The following is a 23,740-nucleotide window of genomic DNA, read 5'->3' as shown; positions in this document are numbered from 1 at the left end:
GTGCCTGACGAGGGCGCCACCGACGCTGTCGAACCTGTCTAATGCCTCTCGAACGCCTTACCTTCCAGGGCCTGCGCAACCTGCAGGCCATCGACGTCGCCCCGGGTCCACGCATCAACCTCCTCACCGGAGCCAACGGCAGCGGCAAGACCAGCCTGCTGGAGGGCATTCACGTCCTCGGCATGGGTCGCTCCTTCCGGGCGCGCCAGCTGCGCCAGGCCATCGCCCACGAGGCCAATGCGATGACGCTGCACGCGAGGCTGGCCGGCGACCCGGCCGTGTCCATCGGCGTGCGCCGCCAGCGTGACGCGGCGGAGCTCGAGATGCGTCTCTCCGGTGAGCGTCTCGATCGCGTCTCGCGGCTGGTGGAAACCCTCCCGCTGCAGCTGATCAACCCCGATGCCTTTCGCCTGCTGGAAGGCCCGCCGGCCGGCCGCCGCGAGTTCCTGGACTGGGGAGTGTTTCACGTGGAACACGATTTTCTCGACGCCTGGCGACGCTTCCGGCGCGCGCTGAAACATCGGAATGCCCTTCTCAGGCATGGTAGAATATCGGATGCTTCACTGGATGCCTGGGAACAGGAATTGGTGCACTGGAGCGGGCTGCTGGACGGCATGCGCCGTGAATGGATCGACAGGTTCTTGCCGGTGTTCAAGGACACTCTGCAGGAGCTCATCACGCTGCCCGGCCTGGCCGTGCGCTACGCGCGGGGCTGGGACCGCAAGCGTGAGCTGAGCGACATTCTCCGCCAGGCGCGTCACACCGACCACCAGATGGGCTTCACCCAGCAGGGGCCACAGCGCGCCGAACTGGGCATACGGCTCGGCAAGCGGCCGGCGGTGGAGGTGCTCTCCCGCGGCCAGCAGAAGCTGGTAGTGAGCGCCCTGAAGCTGGCTCAGGGGCGTCTGCTCGAGCAGCTTACCGGGCGGACCTGCATCTACCTGATCGACGACCTGCCTGCCGAGCTGGACAGCGACCATCGGCGCGTCTTCTGCCGGTGGCTGGAGCGCATGCAGTGCCAGGTATTCATCACCAGCGTCGACCCCGAAGCCCTGGCGGGCCTGTGGCAGGCGGACACCCAGTTGACGATGTTCCACGTGGAACATTCCGAATCAGGCCAGGGGCAGCTGCTGCCAATGGACAGACAGACTTCATGACGGAGTAGTCAATGAGCGAACAGGCTTACGACTCATCGAGCATCAAGGTCCTCAAGGGCCTGGATGCCGTACGCAAGCGGCCGGGCATGTACATCGGCGATACTGACGACGGCACGGGCCTGCACCACATGGTGTTCGAGCTGGTGGACAACTCCATCGATGAAGCGCTGGCCGGGCACTGCAGCGAGATCCGGGTGATCATTCACCCCGATGAGTCGATCACCGTGACCGACAACGGACGCGGCGTGCCCACCGATATCCACGAGGGAGAGGGGGTCTCGGCGGCCGAGGTGATCATGACCGTGCTGCACGCCGGCGGCAAGTTCGATGACAACTCCTACAAGGTGTCGGGCGGCCTGCACGGCGTCGGGGTCTCGGTGGTCAACGCCCTGTCCGAGGAGCTCAAGCTGACCATCTGGCGCGCCGGCCAGGTATTTGAGCAGCTTTACCACCACGGCGTGCCCGATTCCCCGCTGGCGGTGGTCGGAAAGACCGAGCAGAGTGGCACCCGCGTGCACTTCCGGCCCTCTTCCGAAACCTTCCATAACATCGAATTCCACTACGATATCCTCGCCAAGCGACTGAGAGAGCTCTCCTTTCTCAACTCCGGCGTGGCGATCCGCCTGATCGATGAGCGCAGCGGCAAGGAAGAACTGTTCCACTACGAGGGTGGCCTCAAGGCCTTCGTCAACCACCTGAACACCAACAAGACGGTGCTCAATCCGGTGTTCCACTTCAACGCCGAGCGCGAGGATGGGGTCGGCGTCGAGGTGGCGATGCAGTGGAATGATACCTTCTCGGAAAACATCTTCTGCTACACCAACAATATCCCGCAGCGCGATGGTGGCACCCACCTGGCCGGCTTCCGTGCCGCGCTCACGCGCTCGCTGAACCACTACATCGAGGCCGAGGGCCTACTCAAGAAGGCCAAGGTCAACACCTCCGGCGACGATGCCCGTGAGGGACTCACCGCGATCATCTCGGTCAAGGTGCCGGACCCCAAGTTCTCGGCCCAGACCAAGGACAAGCTGGTCTCCTCGGAGGTCAAGACCGCGGTGGAGCAGGAGATGGGTCGCCTGTTCTCGGACTATCTGATCGAGAAGCCCAACGAAGCCAAGGCCATCGTCAACAAGATGCTGGACGCGGCCCGCGCCCGTGAGGCGGCACGCAAGGCGCGCGACATGACGCGCCGCAAGGGCGCACTGGATATCGCCGGCCTGCCGGGCAAGCTCGCCGACTGCCAGGAGAAGGATCCCAGCCTCTCCGAGCTGTTCCTGGTCGAGGGTGACTCGGCCGGCGGCAGTGCCAAGCAGGGGCGCGATCGCCGCACTCAGGCGATCCTGCCGCTCAAGGGCAAGATCCTCAACGTGGAGAAGGCGCGCTTCGACAAGATGCTCTCATCGGCCGAAGTCGGCACGCTGATCACGGCCCTGGGCTGCGGCATCGGGCGCGAGGAGTTCAATCCCGACAAGCTGCGCTACCACTCGATCATCATCATGACCGACGCCGATGTGGATGGCTCGCACATCCGCACGCTGCTGCTGACCTTCTTCTTCCGTCAGATGTCGGCGCTTATCGAGCGGGGCAATGTCTTCATCGCCCAGCCGCCGCTCTACAAGATCAAGCGCGGCAAGCAGGAGCTTTACCTGAAGGATGAGCAGGCGATGGTCGACTACCTGACGACGACCGCCCTGGACGGGGCGCGGCTGCACGTCAATGCCGACGCCCCCGGTATCGCCGGCGCCCACCTCGAGGAGCTGGTCAACCAGTATCGCGACGTGATGAAGCGCATCGATCGCCTGTCGCGGGTCTATCCCGACGTCGTGTTGCGCAAGATCGTGCATGCCGCCCATCTGGATGGTGAGCAGAGCCTGCGTGACCGCGGCACCATGCAGAACTGGATCGACTACCTGCAGACGGAGATGGACGCCCTGGTCTCCTATGAGGGCGGGCCGCGCTATACCTTCCGCCTCGAAGAGGACGGCGAGCGCGGCTTCTTCCTGCCGGCGGTCACGCTGACCGCGCATGGCGTCACCACCGACTACGTCTGGGGCGTCGAGTTCTTCACCAGCGCCGACTACCGTGCCATGGCGACGCTGGGCGAGACCCTGGACGGCCTGCTGGAAGAGGGCAGTTACGTAGCGCGCGGCGAGCGCAAGCGTCCCGTGACGAACTTCTACGATGCCCTGGCCTGGCTGATGGCCGAGGCGCAGCGAGGCCTCTCCATCCAGCGCTACAAGGGGCTGGGCGAGATGAACCCGGAGCAGCTGTGGGAAACCACCATGGATCCCAACACCCGTCGTATGCTGCGGGTCTCCATCGAGGACGCGGTGGCCGCCGACATGATGTTCAACACCTTGATGGGCGACGAGGTGGAGCCGCGGCGCGACTTCATCGAGCGCAATGCCCTGGTGGCTAACCTGGACATCTGACCGTCCATGCGATGTTCCACGTGGAACATCGCGGTTCTCGCCACCCGCGGACGGGTGGCATTGACGACGAGGCCGGCTTAATAGCCGGCCTCGTCGCGTTCTGGGATGCCTGGTAGCGCTTCGCGTCAGTCGGCGCTATCCGCTTCTGTAGCCAGCAGCCAATCCACGTAGGCGGCCAGGTCGTCGAAGATCATCGCCTGCGACAGGCCCTCTCCCTTCGCCTCCGTGCGACGCCCCTTGCCGGTCCTGACCAGCACCGGCCGGCAGCCCATCGGCTCGCCCGCCTGCAGGTCGCGCAGGCTATCGCCGACCATCCAGCTATCGGCCAGGGTCTCCAGGCCGAGCGCCTGGCGAATCTCTTCGAGCAGTCCCGGCAGCGGCTTGCGGCAGTCGCAGCCATCGTCCGGACCGTGTGGGCAGTAGGCGATGTGGGCAATCTCCCCGCCGGCCTGGCGGACCAGCTCGCGTAGCCGTTGATGCATGCTTTCCAGCACGCTTTTGCTGTAGTAGCCCCGGGCAATGCCGGACTGGTTGGTGGCGACCGCCACGGTCCATCCGGCCCGGCTAAGCCTGGCGATGGCCTCGATGGCGGTGGGGTAGGGGACCCACTCGTCCAGGGACTTCACGTACGCATCGGAGTCGCGGTTGATGACGCCATCGCGATCCAGGATCACGAGCTTCGAGGAATGGGACATGTGTCGGATCCGTTCGGTAGCAGCCAAGAGATGGCGGGAGTGTTTCACGTGGAACATCGTGTGCCAAGCCTGCCCGGCTTCGCCGGGAGCTATAAGCCGTAAGCTTTAAGTTGTAAGAAAATCCTTGGCTCAGGCTCTGGAAGCAAGATGCTGCCTTCCAGCTTCCAGCTTCCAGCTTCCAGCTTCCAGCTTCCAGCTTCCAGCTTCCAGCTTCCAGCTTCCAGCTTCCAGCTCCGGCAAGGCCGGCCTGTTTCACGTGAAACATTGCACGAAAAAGGGCCGGCGAGAATCTCGCCGGCCCTTGGGTTCTGGAGTGGGGCTATCGCTACTGCTGAAGCAGGGCGATATCGGCCACTTCTAGGAACAGCGCCTGCAGCCCGGCCAGCAGCGCCAGGCGGTTGCGACGCACGGCGGGATCTTCGGCCATGACCATCACCTGGTCGAAGAACCGGTCCACCGGCTCACGCAGAGTGGCCAGGGCATCCAGGGCCTGGCTGTAGCGCGCCTCCGCGAACCGTGGCATGACCTCGCTCCGACAGGCCTCCAGCGCCTCGAAGAGCGTCTTCTCGGCGGCTTCCTGCAGCTGGTCGGCATCGACGCTGAGGTCGCCATCGTGCTGCTGCTTGGCAAGGATGTTGGAGACGCGCTTGTTGGCGGCGGCCAGGGCGGCGGCCTCCTCGCGACGCGCGAAGCCTTGCACGGCGCGCAGGCGGCGGGCGAAGTCGAGGGGCTCGGTAACCGGGCGAGCTCGCACGGCCAGGTAGACCTCGGTGGCAATGCCCTCGTCGCCGGCCCAGGCGCGGAAGCGATCGAGCATGTAGGTGAGGACCTCGTCGACGAGTCCCTCGGCGTAGGGCAGCTCCTGGTGCTGGGCGGCCGACAGCTCGAGCAGCTCGCGCAGGTCGAGGCTGAGCTCGCCCTTGACCAGGATGTTGATCACGCCGATGGCGGCGCGGCGCAGGGCAAACGGATCTTTGGTGCCGCTGGGGCGCTGGCCGATGCCGAAGATACCGGTCAGGGTGTCGAGGCGATCGGCCAGCGCCAGGGCCAGGCCGGTGCGGCCCTGGGGGATGGCATCGGTGGCGAAGCGCGGCAGGTACTGTTCCTCCAGCGCCAGGGCCACCTCCTCGGGCTCGCCGTCGTTGAGCGCGTAGTAGCGGCCCATGGTGCCCTGCAGCTCGGGAAACTCGAGCACCATCTCGGTGACCAGGTCGCACTTGGCGAGCTCGGCGGCGCGCCGGGCATCGTGCACGTCGCCGTCGATGTGGCCGGCGATGAAGGCGGCCACGGCCGCGTTGCGGTGTGCCTTGTCGGCCAGGCTGCCCAGCTGCTTCTGGAACACCACGCTGGCCAGCGCCGGGGCGCGCTCGGCCAGCGTCTGCTTGCGATCGGTGTCATAGAAGAAGGCGGCATCGGCCAGGCGCGGACGGATCACCCGCTCGTTGCCCTGGATCACCTGGTCGGGATCGGTGCTGTCGATGTTCGAGACGGTGATGAAAAGCGGCTTGAGCCGGCACGCCTCATCCAGCAGGTGGAAGTACTTCTGGTTGGCCTTCATCGATGAGATCAGGCACTCGGGCGGGACCTCGAGGAAGCGCTCGTCGAAGCTGCCGGTCAAGGCGACGGGCCATTCCACCAGGCCGCTGACCTCGACCAGCAGGTCCTCGTCGATCACCGCCGTGGCCTCCTGGACCTCCGCCTCGGCCAGCACCTGCTCGCGGATGCGCTCACGGCGCAGCTCGCGATCGGCCAGCACCCAGGCGCCCTCGAGGGCGGCGAGGTAGTCGTCGGCATGGGTGAGTTCGATGGGCGCGGGAGCATGGAAGCGATGGCCGCGGGTGGTGCGACCGGCCGTCAGACCCAGGGCAGTGGCCTCGACCACCTGGTTGCCGTAGAGCATCACCAGCCAGTGCACGGGGCGGGAGAATTCGATTCGCGAGGCGCCCCAGCGCATGTTCTTGGGCACCGGCAGGGCACCGATGGCCTTCTCGACGATGGCGGGCAGCAGGGCAGTCGTGGCCTCTCCCGGCTGGTGCTCCCGGTAACCGAGCCAGGTGCCCTTGTCGGTCTCCAGGTGGATCAGCTGATCCACGGTGACGCCGCAGGAGCGGGCGAAGCCCTCGGCGGCCTTGGTCGGCTGGCCCTCCTTGAAGGCGGCGGCCAGGGCCGGACCTCGGCGCTCGACCTCGCGGTCGGGCTGCTTGTCGGCGAGCTCCTGGATCTGCACGGCCAGGCGTCGCGGGCTCGCGTAGGCCAGCACTTCGCCGGCGTCGATGTCGGCATCGGCCAGGCCGCGGCGGATGCCCTCGGCCAGCGCGTCGGAGAGCTCATCGATGGCGCTCGGCGGCAGTTCCTCGACGCCCAGTTCAACCAGTAGGGTATTGGCAGCCATCAGACATCTCCCTGTTCGGCAAGCGGCTCGTCGGCCAGCAGTTCATGACGCAGGGCCTCGGAGGCCAGCGGGAAGCCGGCGGCCTTGCGTGAATCGTAGTAGGCCTGGGCCACGCCTCGGGCCATGGTGCGCACGCGCAGGATGTAGCGCTGGCGCTCGGTGACCGAGATGGCGTGGCGGGCATCCAGCAGGTTGAAGGTGTGAGAGGCCTTCAGCACCTGCTCGTAGGCGGGCAGCGGCAGCCGGGCTTCCAGCAGCTTGGTGCACTCGCGCTCCTGGTGGTCGAAGGAGGCGAACAGGAAGTCGACGTCGGCATGCTCGAAGTTGTAGGCCGACTGCTCGCGCTCGTTCTGCAGGTAGACGTCGCCGTAGGTCACCTTGGTGCCGTCCGGGGCCACCGTCCACACCAGGTCGTAGACGCTGTCGACGTCCTGCAGGTACATGGCGATACGCTCGAGGCCATAGGTCAGCTCGCCGGTGACCGGGTAGCACTCCAGGCCGCCGGCCTGCTGGAAGTAGGTGAACTGGGTCACCTCCATGCCGTTGAGCCAGATCTCCCACCCGAGGCCCCAGGCGCCCAGGGTCGGCGACTCCCAGTTGTCCTCGACGAAGCGGATATCATGGACCAGCGGATCGAGTCCCAGGCGCTTGAGCGATCCCAGGTAGAGCTCCTGGAGCTCGGCGGGAGAGGGCTTCATCACCACCTGGAACTGGTAGTAGTGCTGCAGGCGGTTGGGGTTCTCGCCATAGCGGCCATCGGTGGGGCGGCGGGAGGGCTGCACGTAGGCCGCGTTCCAGGTCTCGGGCCCGATGGAGCGCAGGAAGGTGGCGGTATGGAAGGTGCCGGCACCGACCTCCATGTCCAGGGGCTGGAGGATCACGCAGCCCTGTTCGGCCCAGTACTGCTGCAGGGCGAGGATCAGGCCCTGGAAGGTTGTCACGTCTGGCGTCGACTGTGTCATTGGAAGCACCGTTGGCCATGAATTCACGAGCCGTCAAGTATACAATTACTGGCAGATCGGTTATAGGCGCAGGCCCGGAGAAGAGGATTCCCATGATTGTAGTAACAGGCGGAGCCGGCTTTATTGGCTCGAATCTGGTCAAGGCGCTCAACGCCCGTGGCCGCGACGACGTCCTGGTGGTCGATGACCTCAGTGACGGCACCAAGTTCGTCAACCTGGCCGACTGCACGCTGGGCGACTACCTGGACAAGGACGATTTCCTGGCCCGGGTGAAGGCGGCGATGAACGGCGAGGAGTCGCATCTGCCGCCCATCGAGGCGATCTTCCACGAAGGCGCCTGCTCGGACACCACCGAGTGGGACGGCCGCTTCATGCTCGAGAACAACTTCGAGTATTCCAAGGTGCTGCTGCACTTCTGTCAGCGCGAGGGCATCCCCTTCATCTACGCCTCCTCGGCTGCCACCTACGGCGGCAGCGAGGTGTTCTATGAAGCGCCCGAGCACGAGAAGCCGCTCAACGTCTACGGCTACTCCAAGCTGCTGTTCGACCAGTACGTGCGGGCCCGTCACGATGAGTTCGAGAGCCAGGTGGTGGGCTTTCGCTACTTCAACGTCTACGGGCCCCGCGAGCAGCACAAGGGCAAGATGGCCAGCGTCGCCTACCATCACCATACCCAAATCCGTGATGGCCATGACCTCAAGCTGTTCGGCGCCTGGGATGGCTATGAGGCCGGCATGCAGAGCCGCGACTTCGTCTACGTGGGCGACGTGGTGGACGTGAACCTGTGGTTCCTCGATCACCCCGAGGCCTCCGGCATCTTCAATCTGGGCACCGGCCGCGCCGAACCCTTCAAGGCGATCGGCGAGGCGGTCATCGAGCATTACGGCAAGGGCGAGATCGAGTACATCGACTTTCCCGACGAGCTCAAGGGGCGCTACCAGAGCTACACGCGTGCCGACATCTCGCGGCTGCGCGAAGCGGGCTACGATCGCGAGTTTCGCACCGTGGCCGAGGGCGTGAGTGCTTATCTGGAGTGGCTGAATGGCTGAGGCCGCAGGGCCGCCCGGCGGTGAAGGGGAGCGCATCCTGGTCGTGGGTCCCTCCTGGGTCGGCGACATGGTCATGGCCCAGAGCCTGTTCAAGACCCTCAAGGCGCGCCACCCGGGCTGTCGCATCGGCGTGGTGGCACCCGGTTGGTCGCGGCCGATCCTCGAGCGCATGGACGAGGTCGACGAGGTCGCGGGGCTCGGGGTAGGCCACGGTGAGTTCGGCCTGGTGAGCCGTCGGCAGCTGGCCGCCTCTCTCAAGGGGCGTTTCGATCGGGCGATCGTGCTGCCGCGCTCCTGGAAATCGGCGCTGGTGCCTTTCCTGGCGCGCATCCCCCGGCGGTCCGGCTTCACCGGCGAGCAGCGTTTCGGGCTGCTCAACGATCGCCGCCCCCTCGACAAGGCGACGCTGGATCAGACCGTCAAGCGCTTCGTGGCGCTGGGGCTGCCCCGCGAGGAGGCCGCAGCCGGCGACTTCGCCATTCCGCGACCCTCGCTGCGCCTGGATATCGACAACCTGGTCGAGCAGCGCCTCGCCCTGGGGCTTTCGTCGCGCCCGGCCATCGGCATGATGCCGGGTGCCGAGTACGGCCCCGCCAAGCAGTGGCCCCTCGCGCACTTCCGCGAGCTGGCCCGGGCCCTGGTGGTGGAGGGGTTCGAGGTGCGGGTGCTGGGCGGACCCAAGGATGTGGACGCCGGCGAGGTGATCGCCGACGGCCTGCCCCATACTCACAATCTCTGCGGCAGGACCCGGCTGGCGGATGCCGTCGACCTGCTCGGGGACTGCCGGCAGGTGGTGACCAACGACTCCGGGCTGATGCACGTGGCCGCGGCGGTGGGAACCCGAGTCCAGGCGCTCTACGGCTCCTCGTCACCGGCCTACACGCCGCCGCTGACCGAGAACGCCGAGATCCACTCCCTGGCCCTGGACTGCTCGCCCTGCTTCCAGCGTACCTGTCCGCTGGGGCATACGAACTGCTTGAAGCAGCTCACTCCCGAGCGCGTACTGCAGGCGGTGCTGGCGGCGACGCCCTAGGGCAACCTCAGCGTCGTGGGTGCGTCGGATCAGCCCCGGGGCGCGATGACGGCGTCGGGCGGCGGGGTGCGCTGCGAGGGTGCCAGGCCTTCCCACAGTCGCTCCTGGAGGGCCGTCTCCTCCCGCAGGCGGGCGTTCAGGGTCTCCAGCCCGTGCTCCTCGATCAGCGTCGGCTGGTCGGAGAGCAGCGAGACGCCGAGTCCCGCTCGGTGCCAGTCGATGACGAACCCCATGGCTTCGAGTACCGTCGGCAGGACGTCCATGGTCGATGCCTCGACCCTGAGCCGGCGCGGTTCGACCCCCTCGCCCAGCAGCATGAGGGTGTTCTCCCGCTGTCCCGCGACCAGCTGCTCCCAGGCCGAAACGCGCATGGTCAGGTGGTCGCTGGCGACCACCACCAGGGTGTTCTCCAGCAGCCCCTCGGCCTCGAGCCGCTCCACCAGGCGGCGCGCCAGCCAGGTCGAGCACTCCACCGAATACAGGATGTCGGCGCCGTCGAACTCGCCCTGGCGATCGCGGCAGGCGCGGGCCGGATAGCCGTTGGGGGCGTGGGCGGCGAGGTTTAGGTTGACCAGCCCCCAGGGCTCGCCCTGGCGCTCCAGGCGGCGGATCTCCTCGACCGTGAGGTCATAGAGGGTGTCATCAAAGAGGCCCCAGCTGTTGACGTAGTCGGGATCCGCAAGTCGCGGCTCCAGCTCCTCGCGCCCCATCACCCGCGCGAAGCCGTGATCGCGGTAGAAGACCCCCTTGCCGGCGAAGCGGGTACTGGCCCCGCCCAGGTAGGAGAGCGCATAGCCGCGCTCGGCGAGCAGGTCCCCCAGGCAGTCGATCCCCGGCACGACTCGGCCGAGCGGCTCGAACTGGCTGTCGTGGAGCAGGCCCGCCGGCATCAGCGGCGTGCCGCACTGGCTGGCGATCATGCCGGCCATGGTCCAGCCGGTGTTGTCGAGCTGGCGCACGCCCTCGACGACCAGGGCTCGCTCCCCCAGGGCCTTTAGGGGCGCGTAGGCATCGCCGAAGCGCTCCGGATCGGCGTAGGTGCGCTCCAGGCTCTCCAGGTAGAGCAGCACCAGGTTGGGCGGCGAGCGGGGCGCGTCGAGGATCACCGGTTCCACGTACTGCCGATCGAGCCAGGCGCCGTCGTCGGTGACGATGGCGGCGCCTCGCTGGCCGAGGCCGTAGAGCATGGGGTTGGCGGCCAGCAGCATCACGGCCAGCAGGCGCTCCGTCGTGCGCCAGCGGCGATCGACCCGCACCAGCCAGGTGAAGGCGGCGAGCAGCAGCAGCATGCCCAGGGTGTGGAGAAGGGCGGAGAGGATCCGCCCGCTGCCCCCATGCTCCGAGATGCCGGCCTGGAGATGGAAGAACACCGCCCCGAGATCGACCTCGCCGAAGCTGGCGGCCAGGTAGACATAGAACCCCCACAGGGACAGGGGGAACAGCGACCAGGGCCATACCCGGGTCGCCGGCCGGGGATTCGCGGGGGCCCCCCAGCGCCGCCAGAGCGCCAGCAGCAGCCAGGCCCCGGTGACGAGGGGGAAAGCCCAGGTGGGTAGCCGGGTCAGCATGGCCAGGGCGTAGCCCAGCCACAGGCCCAGCACCAGCAGAGCCCACCAGCGCGGATGACGAAGGCGGCGTGGCATCCTAAGCATGATCGGAAGGCGTCGCGGCCCGTTCGTTCTCATGAAGCTCGTTCAACTTGGCATACTTCATGTAGGCATGAAACGCCGTGGTGATCGCCACCGTCATGCCGTCCGCGCCCTGGAAGAGCCCGCCCTTGAGGATCAGCTTGCGCAGCATGGCGCTGGCGGCATGCAGGGTGGGGCGCCAGCGCGAGGGGCCCTTGCCCCGCTCCTTCATCGCCCAGGCATCGCGGCTCGAGAGCTGATCGATGCGGGTGATCCAGTGTGACAGGTCGCGATAGGTGAAGTGGCGGATATGGCTGTGCGTGTCCACGACGGCGGGGGCCTGCACCGAGGAGTGCGCCTTCTTCGGCAGGTAGCCCGAGGTGGTGCGGTTGTAGAGCCGCGTGACCGGGTCGGGATAGAAGCCTGCCGCCTTGATCCAGTGATGCCCGGCAAAGTTGCGGCGGTTGAAGCGGTACGCCTTGCTCGGGTCGTCCAGCGGCAGTGACCGGATCGCCGCGACCGCATCGTCGTCGAGGCGTTCATCGGCATCCAGGGCGAGGATCCAGTCGTGCCGCGCCCGGGGCACGGCGAAGGCCTTCTGGGGCCCGTCACCGAGATAGGGCTGGTGGATGACGCTGGCGCCCAGCGACTCGGCGATGGCCACGGTATCATCCCGGCTGCCCGAGTCGACGACGATGATCTCGTCGCAGACCGGCCGCAGCGAGGCGATGCAGTCGGTGATGTTCTGTGCCTCGTCGAGGGTGATGATGATTCCGGTGATGGGCGTCATGGGGTCGTCTCGCGGGTCGTGAGGGGCAGCAGGCGCTCGGCGATTCGGTGCGCCGCGGCGTCGAGGTCGATGCTCGACATGTCGCGTTCGCCCGCGCCCTGCGGAGGGCAGAAGGCCAGGCGATGGGCCTGCGCGTTGCAGGTCTGCCAGCGCAGCGGGGTGGCCGAACGGCGCGAGGGATAGAAACCCGCCGTCGGCAGGTCCAAGGCACCGGCGATGTGCAGCGGGCCGGTCGAGCCGGCGATGAACAGGTCGGCGGCCGAGAGGCTCAGGGCGAAGTCGTCGATGCCGCGGCGGGCCGGTAGCCGGTGTGCGGTGATCGAGGCATCGGCGAGCCCGTCGCGAAGCCGGTCGGCCGCGGCCTCCTCGCCCGGTCCCGCGGTCAGCACCCAGCGTGGCGGCACGGCGCCGGCGGCGTCGAGGCGTGCCTCGACGCCGCGCACCAGGGTCGCGTACTGATCGAGGGTGAGGTTGACCGCCGAGCCGCCGCTGCCGGGGTGCAGGAAGACCCAGGGAGCCGCGGCGCTCAGGCCGAGTTCATCGACGATGCGCGCCCGCTCGGCGTCGCGGGTGCCGGCCGGCAGCGGCCAGTAGGGCGGCCCGGGGCGCGGCGGCACGGCGAGGCCCAGCGCGTCGAGCAGGGCCTCGGCCAGCTCCATGTTGTAGACGTACTCGGGTTTCTCGGAGCGCGACCTGCGCTGGGTGACCCGGCGGTTGTAGAATAGCTGCGCCCACTTTGTGGCCGGGGCCAGGCGCAACGGGATGCCGGCTCGCCAGCCCAGCCAGCCGATGCGCGGAGTGGAGAAGAGCGTCAGCAGCGCATCGAAGCGGCCCTCGCGCAGGGTGCTCAGCAGCTCACGTTGCGCCTCGCGGCCGGCTTCTGCGCCGGGGTCGAGCAGCACCTCGTCGATCCACGGGCACTGCCGGGCCAGCGGCGCGGTGTAGGCCGGTACCAGCACGCTGACGTGGGGGGCCGGGTCGGCCGCCTTGAGGCAGGCCAGCGCCGGCCAGGCCAGCATGAAGTCGCCGAGCTTGTCATTGCGCACGACCAGCAGGCGAGGGCGGCCGCCGTCCCTGGCAGGAGAAAGTGTCATCATCCGGGCTCCCGGGCCCCGCAACCGCAAGAAAGGAGAGCGCCTTGTCCTGCAAGTCGTCCCGCAAGGTCCTGCATATCTGCCTCTCGAACGGCTGGGGCGGACTGGAAATGTATCCGTCGCGCATTATACCCGAGCTGAGGCGACAGGGGTGGGAAGCCCACGGCCTGGCCCTGGCCGGCTCCCGGGTGGCCGAGAGCCTCACCGAGGCCGGTGTCACGCCGCTGACGGTGCCCTCGCGAGGCCGCGCGCTGCTGGGGCTCGGCCGGCTGCTGGCCTACCTGAAGGCCCACGAGATCGGCGTGCTGCACTGCCACAAATCCAGCGACCTGCGCCTGGGGGCTCTGCTGGTGAGCCTGCGTCCCTCCCTGCGGCTCTTCTTCACCGACCACATGGGCGTCACCCGCCCCAAGAAGGATCCCTATCACCGCTGGGCCTACGGCCGCGTCACCCGGGTGTTCTCCATCAGCGAGACGACTCGCCGGCGCAACCTGGCGGCCTTCCCCCTGCCCGCCGAGCGCATCCAGCGCCTCTATCTGGGCATCGACCCGGCGCCCTATGCGCCGCGTCTCTCAAACGTCGAGCGGGCCGCGCTGCGCGAGGAACTCGGCCTGGCGCGGGACACCGTGGCGATCGGCCTGGCGGGGCGTGTGACCCCGGGCAAGGGGCAGCGGGTGTGGATTGAGGCGCTGGCCTGGCTGGCCGAGTATCGTCCGGCACTGGCCTGGCAGGGCCTGCTTGTCGGCGGGCTCACCGCCGCCGAGGGCAGTAACGAGGCCTTCGTGGCCGAGCTGCGCGACCGGGTCCGCGCCCTCGGCCTGGAGGAGCGCATCACCTTCGTCGGCTTTCGCCGCGACCTGCCGCGGCTCCTCGAGGCGATGGACATCGTCTGCGTGCCGTCGCGTAACGAGGCCTTCGGGCTGACGGTGATCGAGGCCATGGCGGCCGGCAAGGCGGTGGTCGGCAGCGACAGCGGCGCCCTTCCCGAGCTGATTGATCCCGCCACGGGGCGACTCGCCGCGCCCGAGGATCCTGCCGCCTGGGGCCAAGCCCTGGCCGAGCTGGCGGACGATGCGGCCCTGAGGGAGGCGCTGGGGGAGGTGGCCCGCTCGCGCGTGGCGCGCGACTTTACCCTCGAGACCCACGTCGCCGGGCTTCTGGCCGCTTACGCCGAGGCGGCGTAGCCGCGGCGCACGGCCGCCATGGCCTCGGGGGCGCCGAACTTCTCGAAGGAGCGCTGCAGGCGCGTCAGATTGGCCGCCTGCCAGCGGCCGCGACGCCGCAGCCGGCAGCGGTCCAGGTCGATCAGCCAGACTCGCCCCTCGAGGTCGATCAGCAGGTTGCGGGCGTTGAGGTCGACGTGGTCGAGGCCGGCGTCGTGGAAGCGGCGAACGGTGGCGCCGACCCGCTCGAGCAGGTCCGAATCGGCCTGCTGCCGGGTGATCAGGTCGGCCAGCGTGCGGGCGCCGGGAAGCCGCACGGTGATCAGGGCCGCCTCGTAGGTGAGGCCGTGGCGGGTCACCAGCGCCGCCACCGGACGAGGCACCGGCAGGCCGCGTTCGTGCAGCAGGGCGGTGAGGCGCAGCTCGCGAAAGGCGCGGGTCCGCTCCAGGCCGGTCCAGAGGTAGCGGGCGTCGCTCACCCGGGCGATCAGGCCGCCGCGGCGATAGGGGCGCAGCACCCACTCGACGCTCTCGCCGACGTTCAGGAAGAGGCTGGCGCCGCGCCCCGACGCCTCGCCGGTGACGCGGCCGGCGTCGCGCCACCAGGCGGGGTCGAAGCCCTTGAGCATGAGCTGCGGCGCGGTTTGTGGCGCCCGGTCGGCGTCACATAAACTGTCCGCATCATATAGAATGCAAGTCTTTCCCGCTCGATACGTTGCCAACCGCATGAAGCATCCTCTGCCCGATCGACCCCAGCACATCTGTGTGCTGCGACTCTCCGCCCTGGGCGATGTCTGTAACCTGGTGCCGACAGTCCGTACCCTGCAGCGTCAGTGGCCCAAGGCGCGGATCACCTGGATCGTCGGCAAGGGCGAGCACAGTCTACTGGCGGGCCTCTCCGGGGTCGAGTTCGTCGTCTACGACAAGGCGACGGGCCTGGCCGGCATGCGGGCCCTGTGGCGGCAGCTCTCCGATACGCGCTTCGATGTGCTGCTGCACATGCAGCAGGCGCTGCGTGCCAGCGTCCTCTCCCTGGGGCTCAAGGCCGACCTGCGGATAGGCTATGACAAGGCGCGCGCCAAGGATGCGCAGCACTGGTTCACCCAGCGTCAGCTGGCACCCCATTCCCGCGCCCACGTGCTTGAGTCCTACCTCGACTTCGCCCGCCTGCTGGGCGTCGAGGATCTCTCGCTCGCCTGGGACCTGCCGGTGCCCGAGGCCGCCGTCGAGGAGGCGCGCGGCATCACGGGGGAGTCGCCTTATCTGTTGATCAGCCCCTGCGCCAACCCCCGGCTGCGCAACTTCCGCAACTGGTCCGCCGAGGGCTATGCGGCGGTGATCGAGCACGCCTGGCGCCAGCGCGGCCTGAAGACGGTGCTGACCGGTGGCGGCAGCACCCAGGAGCGCGAGCTCGGTGAGCGCATCCAGGCCCTCTGCCCCGACGAGGTGGTGACCGATGTTATCGGTGAGACCTCGCTCAAGGGCCTGCTGGCGCTGATCCAGGGCGCCCAGGCGGTGATCGCCCCGGATTCCGGGCCGGTGCACATGGCCAACGCCCTGGGCGCCCCGGTGGTCGGGCTCTACGCCACCACCAACCCCGATCGGGCGGGCCCCTACTGCTGGCGGGCGTTCGTGGTGAATCGCTACCCGGACGCCGTGCGCAGCTACCTGCACAAGGATCCCGAGACGCTGCCCTGGGGTCAGCGGGTCCGCCACCCCGACGCCATGTCGCTGATTCGTGCCGAGGACGTGATTGACCGCCTCGAGGCACTGCTGACCCACCCCGAGTCCCCCATCGAGACGGAGTCCCCCGATGAAGCTTGACCTGACCGCCCTGGAGCATTCCCGCCTGCTGGTGGTGGGCGACGTGATGCTCGACCGCTACTGGCATGGCGGCACCTCGCGTATCTCGCCGGAGGCCCCGGTGCCGGTGGTCAAGGTCGACGAGTCCGAGGACCGTCCCGGCGGCGCCGCTAACGTGGCCCTCAATATCGCCTCCCTCGGGGCCCACGCCGCCCTGGCCGGCCTGGTGGGCGACGACGACAACGCCGACCGGCTGGTGGCCCGGCTTGAGGATGTCGGAGTGAGCACTCGCTTCGCGCGAAGCCCTGGCATTCCCACCATCACCAAGCTGCGCGTGATGAGCCGCAACCAGCAGCTGATTCGCCTGGACTTCGAGGAGGGGCTCGGCGAGGTGGATACCTCGGGGCTGCTGACGCAGGTCGAGGCGGCCCTGCCCGGCTGCGACCTGGTGATCCTCTCCGACTACGGCAAGGGCACCCTGAATCGCGTCGAGGAACTGATCCGGATGGTCCGGGGCGCCGGCAAGCGGGTGCTGGTCGACCCCAAAGGCAGCGACTTTGACCGTTACCGCGGAGCCAGCGTGATCACCCCCAACCTCGGCGAGTTCGAGGCGGTCATGGGGCATTGCCGCGACGACGCCGAGCTCGCCGCCAAGGGGGAGACCCTGCGCGCCGAGCTCGAGCTCGAGGCGCTGCTGATCACCCGCAGCGAGAAGGGCATGACGCTGATCCGCGAGGGGCATGAGCCGCTGCACCTGCCGACCCGGGCCCGCGAGGTCTACGACGTCACCGGCGCCGGCGACACCGTGATCGGCGTGCTGGGCCTGGCGCTCGCCGCCGGGCACGGCTTCGCCGAGGCGATGACCCTGGCCAACCTGGCCGCCGGCCTGGTGGTGGCCAAACCCGGCACCGCGACCCTCTCCATCGCCGAGCTCTACACCGCCCTGCACGGCGACAAGCTGGCCGAGTTCGGCGTCATCGAGGAGTCGCCCCTGGTCGAGGCGGTGCGCGCCGCCCAGGCCCGCGGCGAACGGGTGGTGATGACCAACGGCTGCTTCGACATCCTGCATGCCGGCCACGTCGCCTACCTGGAGCAGGCGCGCCGGCTCGGCGACCGCCTGGTGGTGGCGGTCAATGACGACGCCTCTATCGGACGCCTCAAGGGGCCCAAGCGCCCGATCAATCCCCTGGCGCGGCGCATGCAGGTTCTGGCCGGTCTCGGCGCCGTCGACTGGGTGGTGCCCTTCGGCGAGAACACCCCCCAGCGGCTGATCGAGACGGTGCTGCCGGACGTGCTGGTCAAGGGCGGCGACTACCGGCCCGAGGAGATCGCCGGCGGCGCCGCCGTGCGCGAGGCCGGCGGCGAGGTGCGGGTGCTGGGCTTCGAGGACGGCGTCTCCACCACCGCGATGATCTCCACTATCCTCGATCGCGAGACCTGATGGGACGTTCTCCCGCCTGGGCCCGCCGCGCCTACTCGGCGGCCCTGTATCTGCTCGCCCCGCTGGCCTGGAAGCGCGTCTGGCGCGAGCAGCTCCCCGGCCGCCCCCGCCGCGAGCGGCTGGGGCTTATTCTCCCTTCCGGCGAGGGCGAGCGGGTGATCTGGCTGCACTGCGCCTCGGTAGGGGAGGTGCAGGCCGCCCGCCCGCTGATCGCGGCCCTCGCCGAGCGCTGGCCAGAGCATCGCCTGGTGATCACCACCATGACCGCCACCGGGGCCCAGCGGGTGCTGGCGCTGTCGGAGGCGTCGGGTGGGGGAAGGGCTTCCGGCGAAGTGAGCCATTACTTCGTGCCGCTGGACTTCCCCGGCGCCGCGCGCCGCTTCGTCGACCGTCTATGCCCGGCACTGGCGATCTTCTTCGAGACTGAGCTGTGGCCTAACCTGCTGGCTGCCTGCGACCGGGCCGCGGTGCCGGTGGCGGTGGTCAACGGTCGGCTCTCGCCCCGCGCCTTCCAGGGCTATCGCCGGCTGGGGCCGCTGATGCACGACGCCCTCGGCCATGTGAGCTGGCTGGCGGCCAAGTCCGCGGCGGATGCCGAGCGTTTCCGCGTGCTGGGCATGCCCGCCGAGCGCAGCGAGGTGGTGGGGAGCCTGAAGTTCGACATCGCCGTCGATGATGCGAGCCGCGAGGCGAGTGCGCGGCTGCGCGGAAAGCTGGGCGACCGGCCCGTCTGGGTGGCGGGCTCCACCCATCCGGGAGAGGACGAGGCGCTGCTGGCGGCCCACGCGCGGCTGCGGGCGCGCCTTCCCGGGGCGCTGCTGGTGCTGGTGCCGCGCCACCCCCGGCGCTTCGAGGCCGTGGCCGAGCTGTGCGCCCGGGAGGGCCTCTCGGTGGCGCGCCGCTCCCGCGACGAGTGGCCCGGCGACGACACGGCCGTCTATCTCGGCGACACCATGGGCGAGCTGCTGGCGCTCTACGGCGCGGCGGATCTCGCCTTCGTGGGTGGTAGCCTGGTGCCCATCGGCGGCCACAACCTGCTGGAGCCGGCGGCGCTGGGTGTGCCGGTGCTCACCGGCCCCGAGCTCGCCAACTTCCTCGACGTGGCCGAGGTGATGCGCGAGGCCGAGGCGCTGGTTGAGGTGGCCGATGGCGAGGCGCTGAGCGACGCCCTGGGGCGACTCTTCACCGACACGCCCGAGCGCCGGCGCCTGGCCGCGGCCGGCCGCGGCGTGGTGACGGCCAATCGCGGCGCCCTCGATCGCACCCTGATCGGCCTGGGAAGGCTTCTACCGGCGGAGTAGGCGTTCACTCCGCCCCGTTCTCCCTGCCCGCTCGAACGTCAGGCGGGCGTCAGTCGCTCCACGCCCTGTTCGCCGCCGAGCAGTAGCAGGTCCGCGCCCCGGGCGGCGAAGAGTCCGTTGGTGACCACCCCGACGATGGCGTCGATCCGCGCCTCCATGGCCACCGGGTCCTCGATCATGAACTCGTAGCAGTCGAGGATCTGGTTGCCGTTGTCGGTGATCACGCCCTGGCGATAGACCGGGTCGGCGCCCAGCTTGACCAGCTCGCGGGCCACGTAGGAGCGCGCCATCGGAATCACCTCGACCGGCAGCGGGAAGTCGCCCAGGGTCGCGACCTTCTTCGAGCCGTCGGCGATGCAGATGAAGCGCTCGGCGCAGGCGGCGACGATCTTCTCGCGGGTCAGGGCCGCGCCGCCGCCCTTGATCATGTGAAGGTGAGCATTTACTTCGTCGGCACCATCGACGTAGACCGGCACGGTGCCCACCTCGTTGAGCTCGAAGCACTCGATGCCGTGGCCGCGCAGGCGCTCGGCGCTGGCTTCGGAGCTCGCCACGGCACCGCGCAGGTCGTCGCGCAGGCTGGCCAGCCGGTCGATGAAGCGGTTCGCGGTGGAGCCGGTGCCGACGCCGATGACGCTATCACGGCCGAGGTGCGGGCGGATCTCGTCGATGGCGGCGGCGGCCACGGCGTCCTTGAGTTCGTCCTGGGTCATGTCGGGCTCGCTGTCTGATGGGGGGGGGCGAATGCGGCGCCATTATAGGCCATGGCGCCGATGGATGCTGGACGCCGCGGTCGCCGGAATGCTACCAATAAGGGTTCCTCGCGGCGCCGCTCACGGTGCCCCTCGCGTCACTTCTGGGATATCAGGATGCTCGAAGCTACCGTCAAGAAGATTCTCCAGGCCCGGGTCTACGAGGCCGCCCGGGAAACCCCCATCTCACCGGCCCCCTTCCTTTCCCGTCGTTTCAACAACCAGATCCTGATCAAGCGCGAGGACCTGCAGCCGGTCTACTCCTTCAAGATCCGCGGCGCCTACAACAAGATGGCCCAGCTCGACGAGGCGCAGAAGGCCAAGGGTGTGATCGCCGCCTCGGCGGGCAACCATGCCCAGGGCCTGGCCATGGCAGCGAAGCTGATGGGCGTCAAGGCGGTGATCGTCATGCCGCGCATTACCCCGGAGATCAAGGTCGCCGCAGTGCGGGCGCGGGGTGCCAAGGTGGTGCTCAAGGGCGATGCCTTCGCCGAGGCGGCGGCGCATGCCCAGGAGCTGATCGCCGAGCACGGCTACACCTACATTCCGCCCTTCGACGACCTCGACGTCATCGCCGGGCAGGGCACCATCGCCGTGGAGATACTGCGCCAGCACGGTGGGCCCATCGATGCCATCTTCGTTCCGGTCGGCGGCGGCGGCCTGATCGCCGGCATGGCGGCCTACATCAAGTACCTGCGCCCCGAGATCAAGGTGATCGGCGTGGAGTCCGAAGACAGCGCCTGCCTCAAGGCGGCGCTGGCGGCGGGCGAGCGCGTGGTGCTTGATCAGGTCGGGGTGTTCGCCGAGGGCGTCGCCGTGGCGCAGATCGGCGAGGCGCCCTTCGCCGTGATGCGTGACCTGGTGGACGATGTCATCACCGTTAACACCGACGAGATGTGTGCCGCGGTGAAGGACATCTTCGAGGACACTCGGGCGGTCTCCGAGACCTCCGGGGCGCTGTCGCTGGCCGGGTTGAAGAAGTATATCCAGCAGACCGGCGCCGAGCACGAGACCCTCGTCTGCATCAACTCCGGAGCCAACACCAACTTCGACCGTCTGCAGCACATCGCCGAGCGCACCGAGCTCGGCGAACAGCGCGAGGCGATCCTCGCCGTGACCATCCCCGAGAAGCCGGGCAGCTTCAAGAAGTTCTGCCGCACCATCGGCAAGCGCATGGTCACCGAGTTCAACTATCGCTACGCGGAGCCCGATCAGGCCCACATCTTCGTCGGCGTGCAGGTGAAGCCCGGCGGCGAGGACCGCCAGGCGGTCATCGATCGGCTCCGCGACGCCGGCTACCCGGTAGAGGATCTGACCGACAACGAGCTGGCCAAACTGCACATCCGCCATCTGGGCGGCGGCCGCCCCAAGGAGCACTTCGAGGAAGAGGTCTATCGCTTCGAGTTCCCGGAGCGTCCCGGCGCGCTGATGAACTTCCTCACCCATTTGCCCCAGGACTGGAACATCTCGCTGTTCCACTACCGCAACCACGGCGCGGCCTACGGCCGGGTGCTGGTCGGCATGCAGGTGCCCAACGGCGACCGCCGCCACGTCGAGGGCTACTTCGACGAGATCGGTTATCGCTACTGGAAGGAGAGCGACAACCCGGCCTACCGCCTCTTCATGGCCTGAGGGTAGCGTCGCGGTGTTGTGAGACGGTTTAGCAATAGGTCCTCGAGAAAGGGTTGCGAGGAAGGGTTTCGAAGAAGGTGGCAGGGCAAGATCGTAGAGTGAGCGCTGACTCACTCTGCAGTCTCGATCACGCGAGTGTTTAGATATGTAACGTACCGAGATTGCCGGTTGTCATGCGTAAGCACGAGGCTCTATAGTCACCGCGCTGTCATCATTTTTACTCAGGACCCGCGTGGTCCCGTCTCCCATGGAGTTAACCACAATGAAGCGCAAGCCCGATCTGGTCATGACTCTGGTGCTGGTCTTCGGCATCGGGATCGTGGCCACCGGCTATGCCCAGGCGCTGGCGGGAGGCTGAGCCCCCGCGGGATGGCGGTGACCGCCCTGCCCGACCCCGCCTGCCGACGACGGCCGATGCATTCGCATCGGCCGTCGTCGTTTCTGGTTCCTGGCGGGTTGTGACAAGCGGCCCTGATGGCGGTATCAGAGAGGCCTCAGGGGCGAATCAGGCGGGCGTCGCTGGCGATGGCGTCCAGCGGCACGTCCCAGGGGGCCGCCGGCAGGGCTGAGACTCGCTGACAGTCATGGGCCAGGCCGATCAGGCGTGGGCGAGGCCCCGGTCGGCGGGTGAAGGCCAGGGTGCGGTCGTAGAAGCCGCCGCCCATGCCGATGCGCTGGCCCTGCTCGTCGAAGCCCACCAGGGGCAGCAGGATCAGGTCCAGCGCCCAGGTCGGCGTGCGCCGGGCGCGGTGCGCCCCGTGGCGGGTCTCGGGTTCGGGGATGCCGTAGCGGTTGGCCACCATGGGCGTGCCGGCATGGTAGTGCACGAACCACAGCTGGTTGTCACACAGCGGCTTCAGCACCGGCAGGTACACGCGGCTGCCTCGGCGCTCGAGCCAGTCGATCAGGGGGGTCGGATCGATCTCGCCGTCGTTGGGCAGATAGAGGGCCACGCGTCGGGCGCGCTGGAGCTCGGGGAGGCGGCGCAGTCGCCTGCAGAGTCGTTCGGAGGCCTCGCGGCGCTCTCGAGGCGACAGCTCGCGTCGGCGACGACGCAGTTCGCGTCTCAGCCGGCGACGATCATCGTCGGTGGGGGTGGGTGCGGCGATATCCTGCATGGCGGTCATGTCGGATCGGAGTTCCCCAGAGTGCCGCTGTCGTTCTGGCCCTTGAACCCAGTGGTTCAAGGTGGGTGGCCGCAGCCGAACCGTCAGGCTTTCCGACGCACGGACGTGCACACGGGTTCGGCTAGCATTGGCCCCCTGGGTACTGCGCATAGGCTCGAGGGACTATAACGACTGGCCAACACCCCAGGGAACCTCTTCATCCTACCAGAGGCCGGGGCCGGGCCAAAGGGGCGATTGCGTGTCGGCTCAGCGGGTGGGGACGGCATCCAGCGCCTTCTCGAGGCGGGCGGTGAGCGCGTTGAGGTTTTCTTCGCCGGCGCGCTGGTCGTCGAGGGTCTCGAGCAGCTCGTGGGCGATGTTGAGGGCCGCCATGATGGCGATCCTCTCGCGGTCGACCACCCGGCCCTGGGCATGGATGCCCTGCATGGCGCGGTCGAGGTAGCGGGCGGCCCGCTCGAGCTTGTCCTGCTCCTCCGGCGGGCAGGCGATGGAGTAGGAGCGCTCCAGGAGGGTGATCTCGGTGGTCGGCCGTGTCGGCTCGGTCATGGCAGGCTCCGGCAAGGGCCAGTGGCAGAGGGGGCGCAGCGGGTGCGCGTCATGCAGGGTCGATGCGTTAACATCAAGGCCTGAAGCGAAACCCAGTCACTATAAGAGAGCCGTTCGCGGGCGGTCAACGCGCCCGCCGGCTCCACCAGCGGAACTTGCCATGTCACTGATCAATGAACGCCAGGACTTTTCGACCATCGCCGACACCTTCCTGCTGCACGGCAGCATGCAGTCGCCGGCCTTCCTCGACGGTCGCCTCAGCGCCTCCCTCGCCCTGCACGACATTACCCCCGAGGCCTGGCTGGAGGAGGTCTGCCTGAGCCTGGGCGTCGAGCAGCCCCGTGACGAAGCCAGCGCCGAGCGCCTGCTGGGCTGGCGCCGCCAGACCCTCGAGGCCCTGTCGGCGGCCGAGCTCAACCTCGAACCGCTGCTGCCCGATGAGCTGTTCTCGCTGGCCGAGCGGGCTCAGGGCCTGCAGGAGTGGACCCTGGGCTTCCTCGAGGTGGTGGCCGATGCCGGCGACGCCCCGCGTCGCGACTGGTCGCCGGCCCTTCGCGAGGCCCTGGAGGACCTGGCCGGCCTGACCGCCATCGAGACCGACATCGAGGACAGCGCCGAGAACGAGAACGACCTCTTCGCCCTCACCGAGCATGCGCGCATGGCCGCCATGCTGCTCTACACCGAGCAGCATCCCGGCAAGCCCCAGGTCGAGCAGGCCGACGAGCCGACCCACCACTGAACCC

At 68.3% G+C, this 23,740-nt stretch carries 20 protein-coding genes and 1 other RNA gene; 10 read left to right on the top strand and 11 right to left on the bottom strand.

What is annotated here, in order from left to right; all coding sequences use genetic code 11:
• Positions 1 to 41: 41 nt before the first annotated feature.
• Together recF and gyrB are read left to right on the top strand one after the other, a co-directional pair.
• A complete protein-coding gene (gene recF, locus RSO68_RS06300; RefSeq protein WP_315585854.1) occupies positions 42 to 1,157 on the top strand; it encodes a DNA replication/repair protein RecF in 1,116 nt (371 codons plus the stop codon).
• Between the two features lie 11 nt (positions 1,158 to 1,168).
• On the top strand, positions 1,169 to 3,589 hold the full coding sequence (gene gyrB / locus RSO68_RS06295; RefSeq protein WP_089849299.1) for a DNA topoisomerase (ATP-hydrolyzing) subunit B: 2,421 nt from the start codon (positions 1,169 to 1,171) through the stop codon (positions 3,587 to 3,589).
• Between the two features lie 125 nt (positions 3,590 to 3,714).
• Here gyrB and gmhB read toward each other — a convergent pair whose 3' ends face one another.
• The 3 genes from gmhB to glyQ all read right to left on the bottom strand — a co-directional run bounded on the left by gmhB (position 3,715) and on the right by glyQ (position 7,638).
• Positions 3,715 to 4,284: a D-glycero-beta-D-manno-heptose 1,7-bisphosphate 7-phosphatase gene (gmhB, locus tag RSO68_RS06290; protein WP_315585853.1), complete on the bottom strand. Its 570-nt coding sequence runs from the start codon at positions 4,282 to 4,284 to the stop codon at positions 3,715 to 3,717.
• A gap of 325 nt (positions 4,285 to 4,609) precedes the next feature.
• Positions 4,610 to 6,676, bottom strand: a complete 2,067-nt coding sequence (glyS, locus tag RSO68_RS06285; protein ID WP_315585852.1) for a glycine--tRNA ligase subunit beta — start codon at positions 6,674 to 6,676, stop codon at positions 4,610 to 4,612.
• Positions 6,676 to 7,638: a glycine--tRNA ligase subunit alpha gene (gene glyQ / locus RSO68_RS06280; protein ID WP_089849304.1), complete on the bottom strand. Its 963-nt coding sequence runs from the start codon at positions 7,636 to 7,638 to the stop codon at positions 6,676 to 6,678. The genes glyS and glyQ overlap by 1 nt, the downstream gene beginning before the upstream one ends.
• 92 nt (positions 7,639 to 7,730) lie before the next feature.
• Here glyQ and rfaD point away from each other — a divergent pair, with 92 nt between their 5' ends.
• Together rfaD and waaF are read left to right on the top strand one after the other, a co-directional pair.
• Positions 7,731 to 8,687 (top strand): ADP-glyceromanno-heptose 6-epimerase, encoded by a 957-nt coding sequence (gene rfaD, locus RSO68_RS06275; RefSeq protein ID WP_089849306.1) that lies wholly within the window; start codon positions 7,731 to 7,733, stop codon positions 8,685 to 8,687.
• Positions 8,680 to 9,720, top strand: a complete 1,041-nt coding sequence (gene waaF / locus RSO68_RS06270) for a lipopolysaccharide heptosyltransferase II (protein WP_315585851.1) — start codon at positions 8,680 to 8,682, stop codon at positions 9,718 to 9,720. Before rfaD ends, waaF begins: the two co-directional genes overlap by 8 nt.
• Before the next feature lie 29 nt (positions 9,721 to 9,749).
• On the opposite strand, the gene RSO68_RS06265 is transcribed toward waaF, so the two are convergent.
• The 3 genes from RSO68_RS06265 to RSO68_RS06255 are packed head-to-tail and all read right to left on the bottom strand — an operon-like array spanning position 9,750 to position 13,232.
• Entirely contained in the window at positions 9,750 to 11,363 is a 1,614-nt protein-coding gene (locus RSO68_RS06265) for a sulfatase-like hydrolase/transferase (protein WP_315585850.1), read from the bottom strand.
• Position 11,364: 1 nt separating this feature from the next.
• Positions 11,365 to 12,138, bottom strand: coding sequence for a glycosyltransferase family 2 protein (locus RSO68_RS06260; RefSeq protein WP_089849311.1), 774 nt, complete (start codon positions 12,136 to 12,138; stop codon positions 11,365 to 11,367).
• Positions 12,135 to 13,232: a glycosyltransferase family 9 protein gene (locus RSO68_RS06255; RefSeq protein ID WP_315585849.1), complete on the bottom strand. Its 1,098-nt coding sequence runs from the start codon at positions 13,230 to 13,232 to the stop codon at positions 12,135 to 12,137. Before RSO68_RS06255 ends, RSO68_RS06260 begins: the two co-directional genes overlap by 4 nt.
• Positions 13,233 to 13,276: 44 nt before the next feature.
• Between RSO68_RS06255 and RSO68_RS06250 the strand changes: the two genes are divergently transcribed.
• Positions 13,277 to 14,416 (top strand): glycosyltransferase family 4 protein, encoded by a 1,140-nt coding sequence (locus RSO68_RS06250; RefSeq protein ID WP_315585848.1) that lies wholly within the window; start codon positions 13,277 to 13,279, stop codon positions 14,414 to 14,416.
• Here the strand turns inward: RSO68_RS06250 and RSO68_RS06245 are convergent.
• Positions 14,398 to 15,123, bottom strand: a complete 726-nt coding sequence (locus tag RSO68_RS06245; RefSeq protein WP_315585847.1) for a 3-deoxy-D-manno-octulosonic acid kinase — start codon at positions 15,121 to 15,123, stop codon at positions 14,398 to 14,400. The genes RSO68_RS06250 and RSO68_RS06245 overlap by 19 nt on opposite strands.
• Between RSO68_RS06245 and RSO68_RS06240 the strand changes: the two genes are divergently transcribed.
• Genes RSO68_RS06240 through waaA form a run of 3 tightly spaced genes read left to right on the top strand, consistent with a single transcriptional unit; the run spans position 15,122 to position 18,940 of the window.
• A complete protein-coding gene (locus RSO68_RS06240; protein ID WP_315585846.1) occupies positions 15,122 to 16,219 on the top strand; it encodes a glycosyltransferase family 9 protein in 1,098 nt (365 codons plus the stop codon). The two genes, RSO68_RS06245 and RSO68_RS06240, sit on opposite strands and share 2 nt — an antisense overlap.
• A complete protein-coding gene (gene hldE / locus RSO68_RS06235; RefSeq protein WP_315585845.1) occupies positions 16,209 to 17,639 on the top strand; it encodes a bifunctional D-glycero-beta-D-manno-heptose-7-phosphate kinase/D-glycero-beta-D-manno-heptose 1-phosphate adenylyltransferase HldE in 1,431 nt (476 codons plus the stop codon). The genes RSO68_RS06240 and hldE overlap by 11 nt, the downstream gene beginning before the upstream one ends.
• Positions 17,639 to 18,940 (top strand): lipid IV(A) 3-deoxy-D-manno-octulosonic acid transferase, encoded by a 1,302-nt coding sequence (waaA, locus tag RSO68_RS06230; protein ID WP_315585844.1) that lies wholly within the window; start codon positions 17,639 to 17,641, stop codon positions 18,938 to 18,940. The genes hldE and waaA overlap by 1 nt, the downstream gene beginning before the upstream one ends.
• 38 nt (positions 18,941 to 18,978) lie before the next feature.
• Here the strand turns inward: waaA and rpiA are convergent, their stop codons facing one another.
• Positions 18,979 to 19,653, bottom strand: coding sequence for a ribose-5-phosphate isomerase RpiA (rpiA, locus tag RSO68_RS06225; protein ID WP_315585843.1), 675 nt, complete (start codon positions 19,651 to 19,653; stop codon positions 18,979 to 18,981).
• 156 nt (positions 19,654 to 19,809) lie between these two features.
• Here rpiA and ilvA point away from each other — a divergent pair, with 156 nt between their 5' ends.
• A complete protein-coding gene (ilvA, locus tag RSO68_RS06220; RefSeq protein WP_089849322.1) occupies positions 19,810 to 21,324 on the top strand; it encodes a threonine ammonia-lyase, biosynthetic in 1,515 nt (504 codons plus the stop codon).
• A 494-nt stretch (positions 21,325 to 21,818) separates the two neighbouring features.
• Here ilvA and RSO68_RS06215 read toward each other — a convergent pair whose 3' ends face one another.
• The 3 genes from RSO68_RS06215 to RSO68_RS06205 all read right to left on the bottom strand — a co-directional run bounded on the left by RSO68_RS06215 (position 21,819) and on the right by RSO68_RS06205 (position 22,997).
• Positions 21,819 to 22,451 (bottom strand): 5-formyltetrahydrofolate cyclo-ligase, encoded by a 633-nt coding sequence (locus RSO68_RS06215; RefSeq protein ID WP_089849324.1) that lies wholly within the window; start codon positions 22,449 to 22,451, stop codon positions 21,819 to 21,821.
• 9 nt (positions 22,452 to 22,460) lie between these two features.
• A non-coding RNA gene (gene ssrS / locus RSO68_RS06210) (6S RNA) lies at positions 22,461 to 22,644 on the bottom strand.
• A gap of 53 nt (positions 22,645 to 22,697) precedes the next feature.
• A complete protein-coding gene (locus tag RSO68_RS06205) occupies positions 22,698 to 22,997 on the bottom strand; it encodes a cell division protein ZapA (RefSeq protein WP_089849326.1) in 300 nt (99 codons plus the stop codon).
• A 160-nt stretch (positions 22,998 to 23,157) separates the two neighbouring features.
• Between RSO68_RS06205 and RSO68_RS06200 the strand changes: the two genes are divergently transcribed.
• Entirely contained in the window at positions 23,158 to 23,736 is a 579-nt protein-coding gene (locus tag RSO68_RS06200) for a YecA family protein (RefSeq protein ID WP_315585842.1), read from the top strand.
• Positions 23,737 to 23,740: the final 4 nt, after the last annotated feature.

This window comes from Halomonas saccharevitans (assembly GCF_032333995.1).
Lineage (GTDB): Bacteria > Pseudomonadota > Gammaproteobacteria > Pseudomonadales > Halomonadaceae > Halomonas > Halomonas saccharevitans.
The sequence above is the reverse complement of the archived record's forward strand: the minus strand, read 5'-3'. Positions and strand labels throughout refer to the sequence as shown.

What these genes read in the sequence shown, in the direction of transcription:
- waaA (WP_315585844.1), top strand. Translation starts at nt 17,639, where the DNA reads ATGGGACGTTCTCCCGCCTGGGCCCGCCGCGCCTACTCGGCGGCCCTG.
- RSO68_RS06255 (WP_315585849.1), bottom strand. Translation starts at nt 13,232, where the DNA reads ATGACACTTTCTCCTGCCAGGGACGGCGGCCGCCCTCGCCTGCTGGTC.
- RSO68_RS06265 (WP_315585850.1), bottom strand. Translation starts at nt 11,363, where the DNA reads ATGCCACGCCGCCTTCGTCATCCGCGCTGGTGGGCTCTGCTGGTGCTG.
- gyrB (WP_089849299.1), top strand. Translation starts at nt 1,169, where the DNA reads ATGAGCGAACAGGCTTACGACTCATCGAGCATCAAGGTCCTCAAGGGC.
- rpiA (WP_315585843.1), bottom strand. Translation starts at nt 19,653, where the DNA reads ATGACCCAGGACGAACTCAAGGACGCCGTGGCCGCCGCCGCCATCGAC.
- RSO68_RS06215 (WP_089849324.1), bottom strand. Translation starts at nt 22,451, where the DNA reads ATGACCGCCATGCAGGATATCGCCGCACCCACCCCCACCGACGATGAT.
- RSO68_RS06240 (WP_315585846.1), top strand. Translation starts at nt 15,122, where the DNA reads ATGAAGCATCCTCTGCCCGATCGACCCCAGCACATCTGTGTGCTGCGA.
- ilvA (WP_089849322.1), top strand. Translation starts at nt 19,810, where the DNA reads ATGCTCGAAGCTACCGTCAAGAAGATTCTCCAGGCCCGGGTCTACGAG.
- RSO68_RS06245 (WP_315585847.1), bottom strand. Translation starts at nt 15,123, where the DNA reads ATGCGGTTGGCAACGTATCGAGCGGGAAAGACTTGCATTCTATATGAT.
- RSO68_RS06260 (WP_089849311.1), bottom strand. Translation starts at nt 12,138, where the DNA reads ATGACGCCCATCACCGGAATCATCATCACCCTCGACGAGGCACAGAAC.
- recF (WP_315585854.1), top strand. Translation starts at nt 42, where the DNA reads ATGCCTCTCGAACGCCTTACCTTCCAGGGCCTGCGCAACCTGCAGGCC.
- hldE (WP_315585845.1), top strand. Translation starts at nt 16,209, where the DNA reads ATGAAGCTTGACCTGACCGCCCTGGAGCATTCCCGCCTGCTGGTGGTG.
- gmhB (WP_315585853.1), bottom strand. Translation starts at nt 4,284, where the DNA reads ATGTCCCATTCCTCGAAGCTCGTGATCCTGGATCGCGATGGCGTCATC.
- glyS (WP_315585852.1), bottom strand. Translation starts at nt 6,676, where the DNA reads ATGGCTGCCAATACCCTACTGGTTGAACTGGGCGTCGAGGAACTGCCG.
- waaF (WP_315585851.1), top strand. Translation starts at nt 8,680, where the DNA reads ATGGCTGAGGCCGCAGGGCCGCCCGGCGGTGAAGGGGAGCGCATCCTG.
- glyQ (WP_089849304.1), bottom strand. Translation starts at nt 7,638, where the DNA reads ATGACACAGTCGACGCCAGACGTGACAACCTTCCAGGGCCTGATCCTC.
- RSO68_RS06205 (WP_089849326.1), bottom strand. Translation starts at nt 22,997, where the DNA reads ATGACCGAGCCGACACGGCCGACCACCGAGATCACCCTCCTGGAGCGC.
- rfaD (WP_089849306.1), top strand. Translation starts at nt 7,731, where the DNA reads ATGATTGTAGTAACAGGCGGAGCCGGCTTTATTGGCTCGAATCTGGTC.
- RSO68_RS06200 (WP_315585842.1), top strand. Translation starts at nt 23,158, where the DNA reads ATGTCACTGATCAATGAACGCCAGGACTTTTCGACCATCGCCGACACC.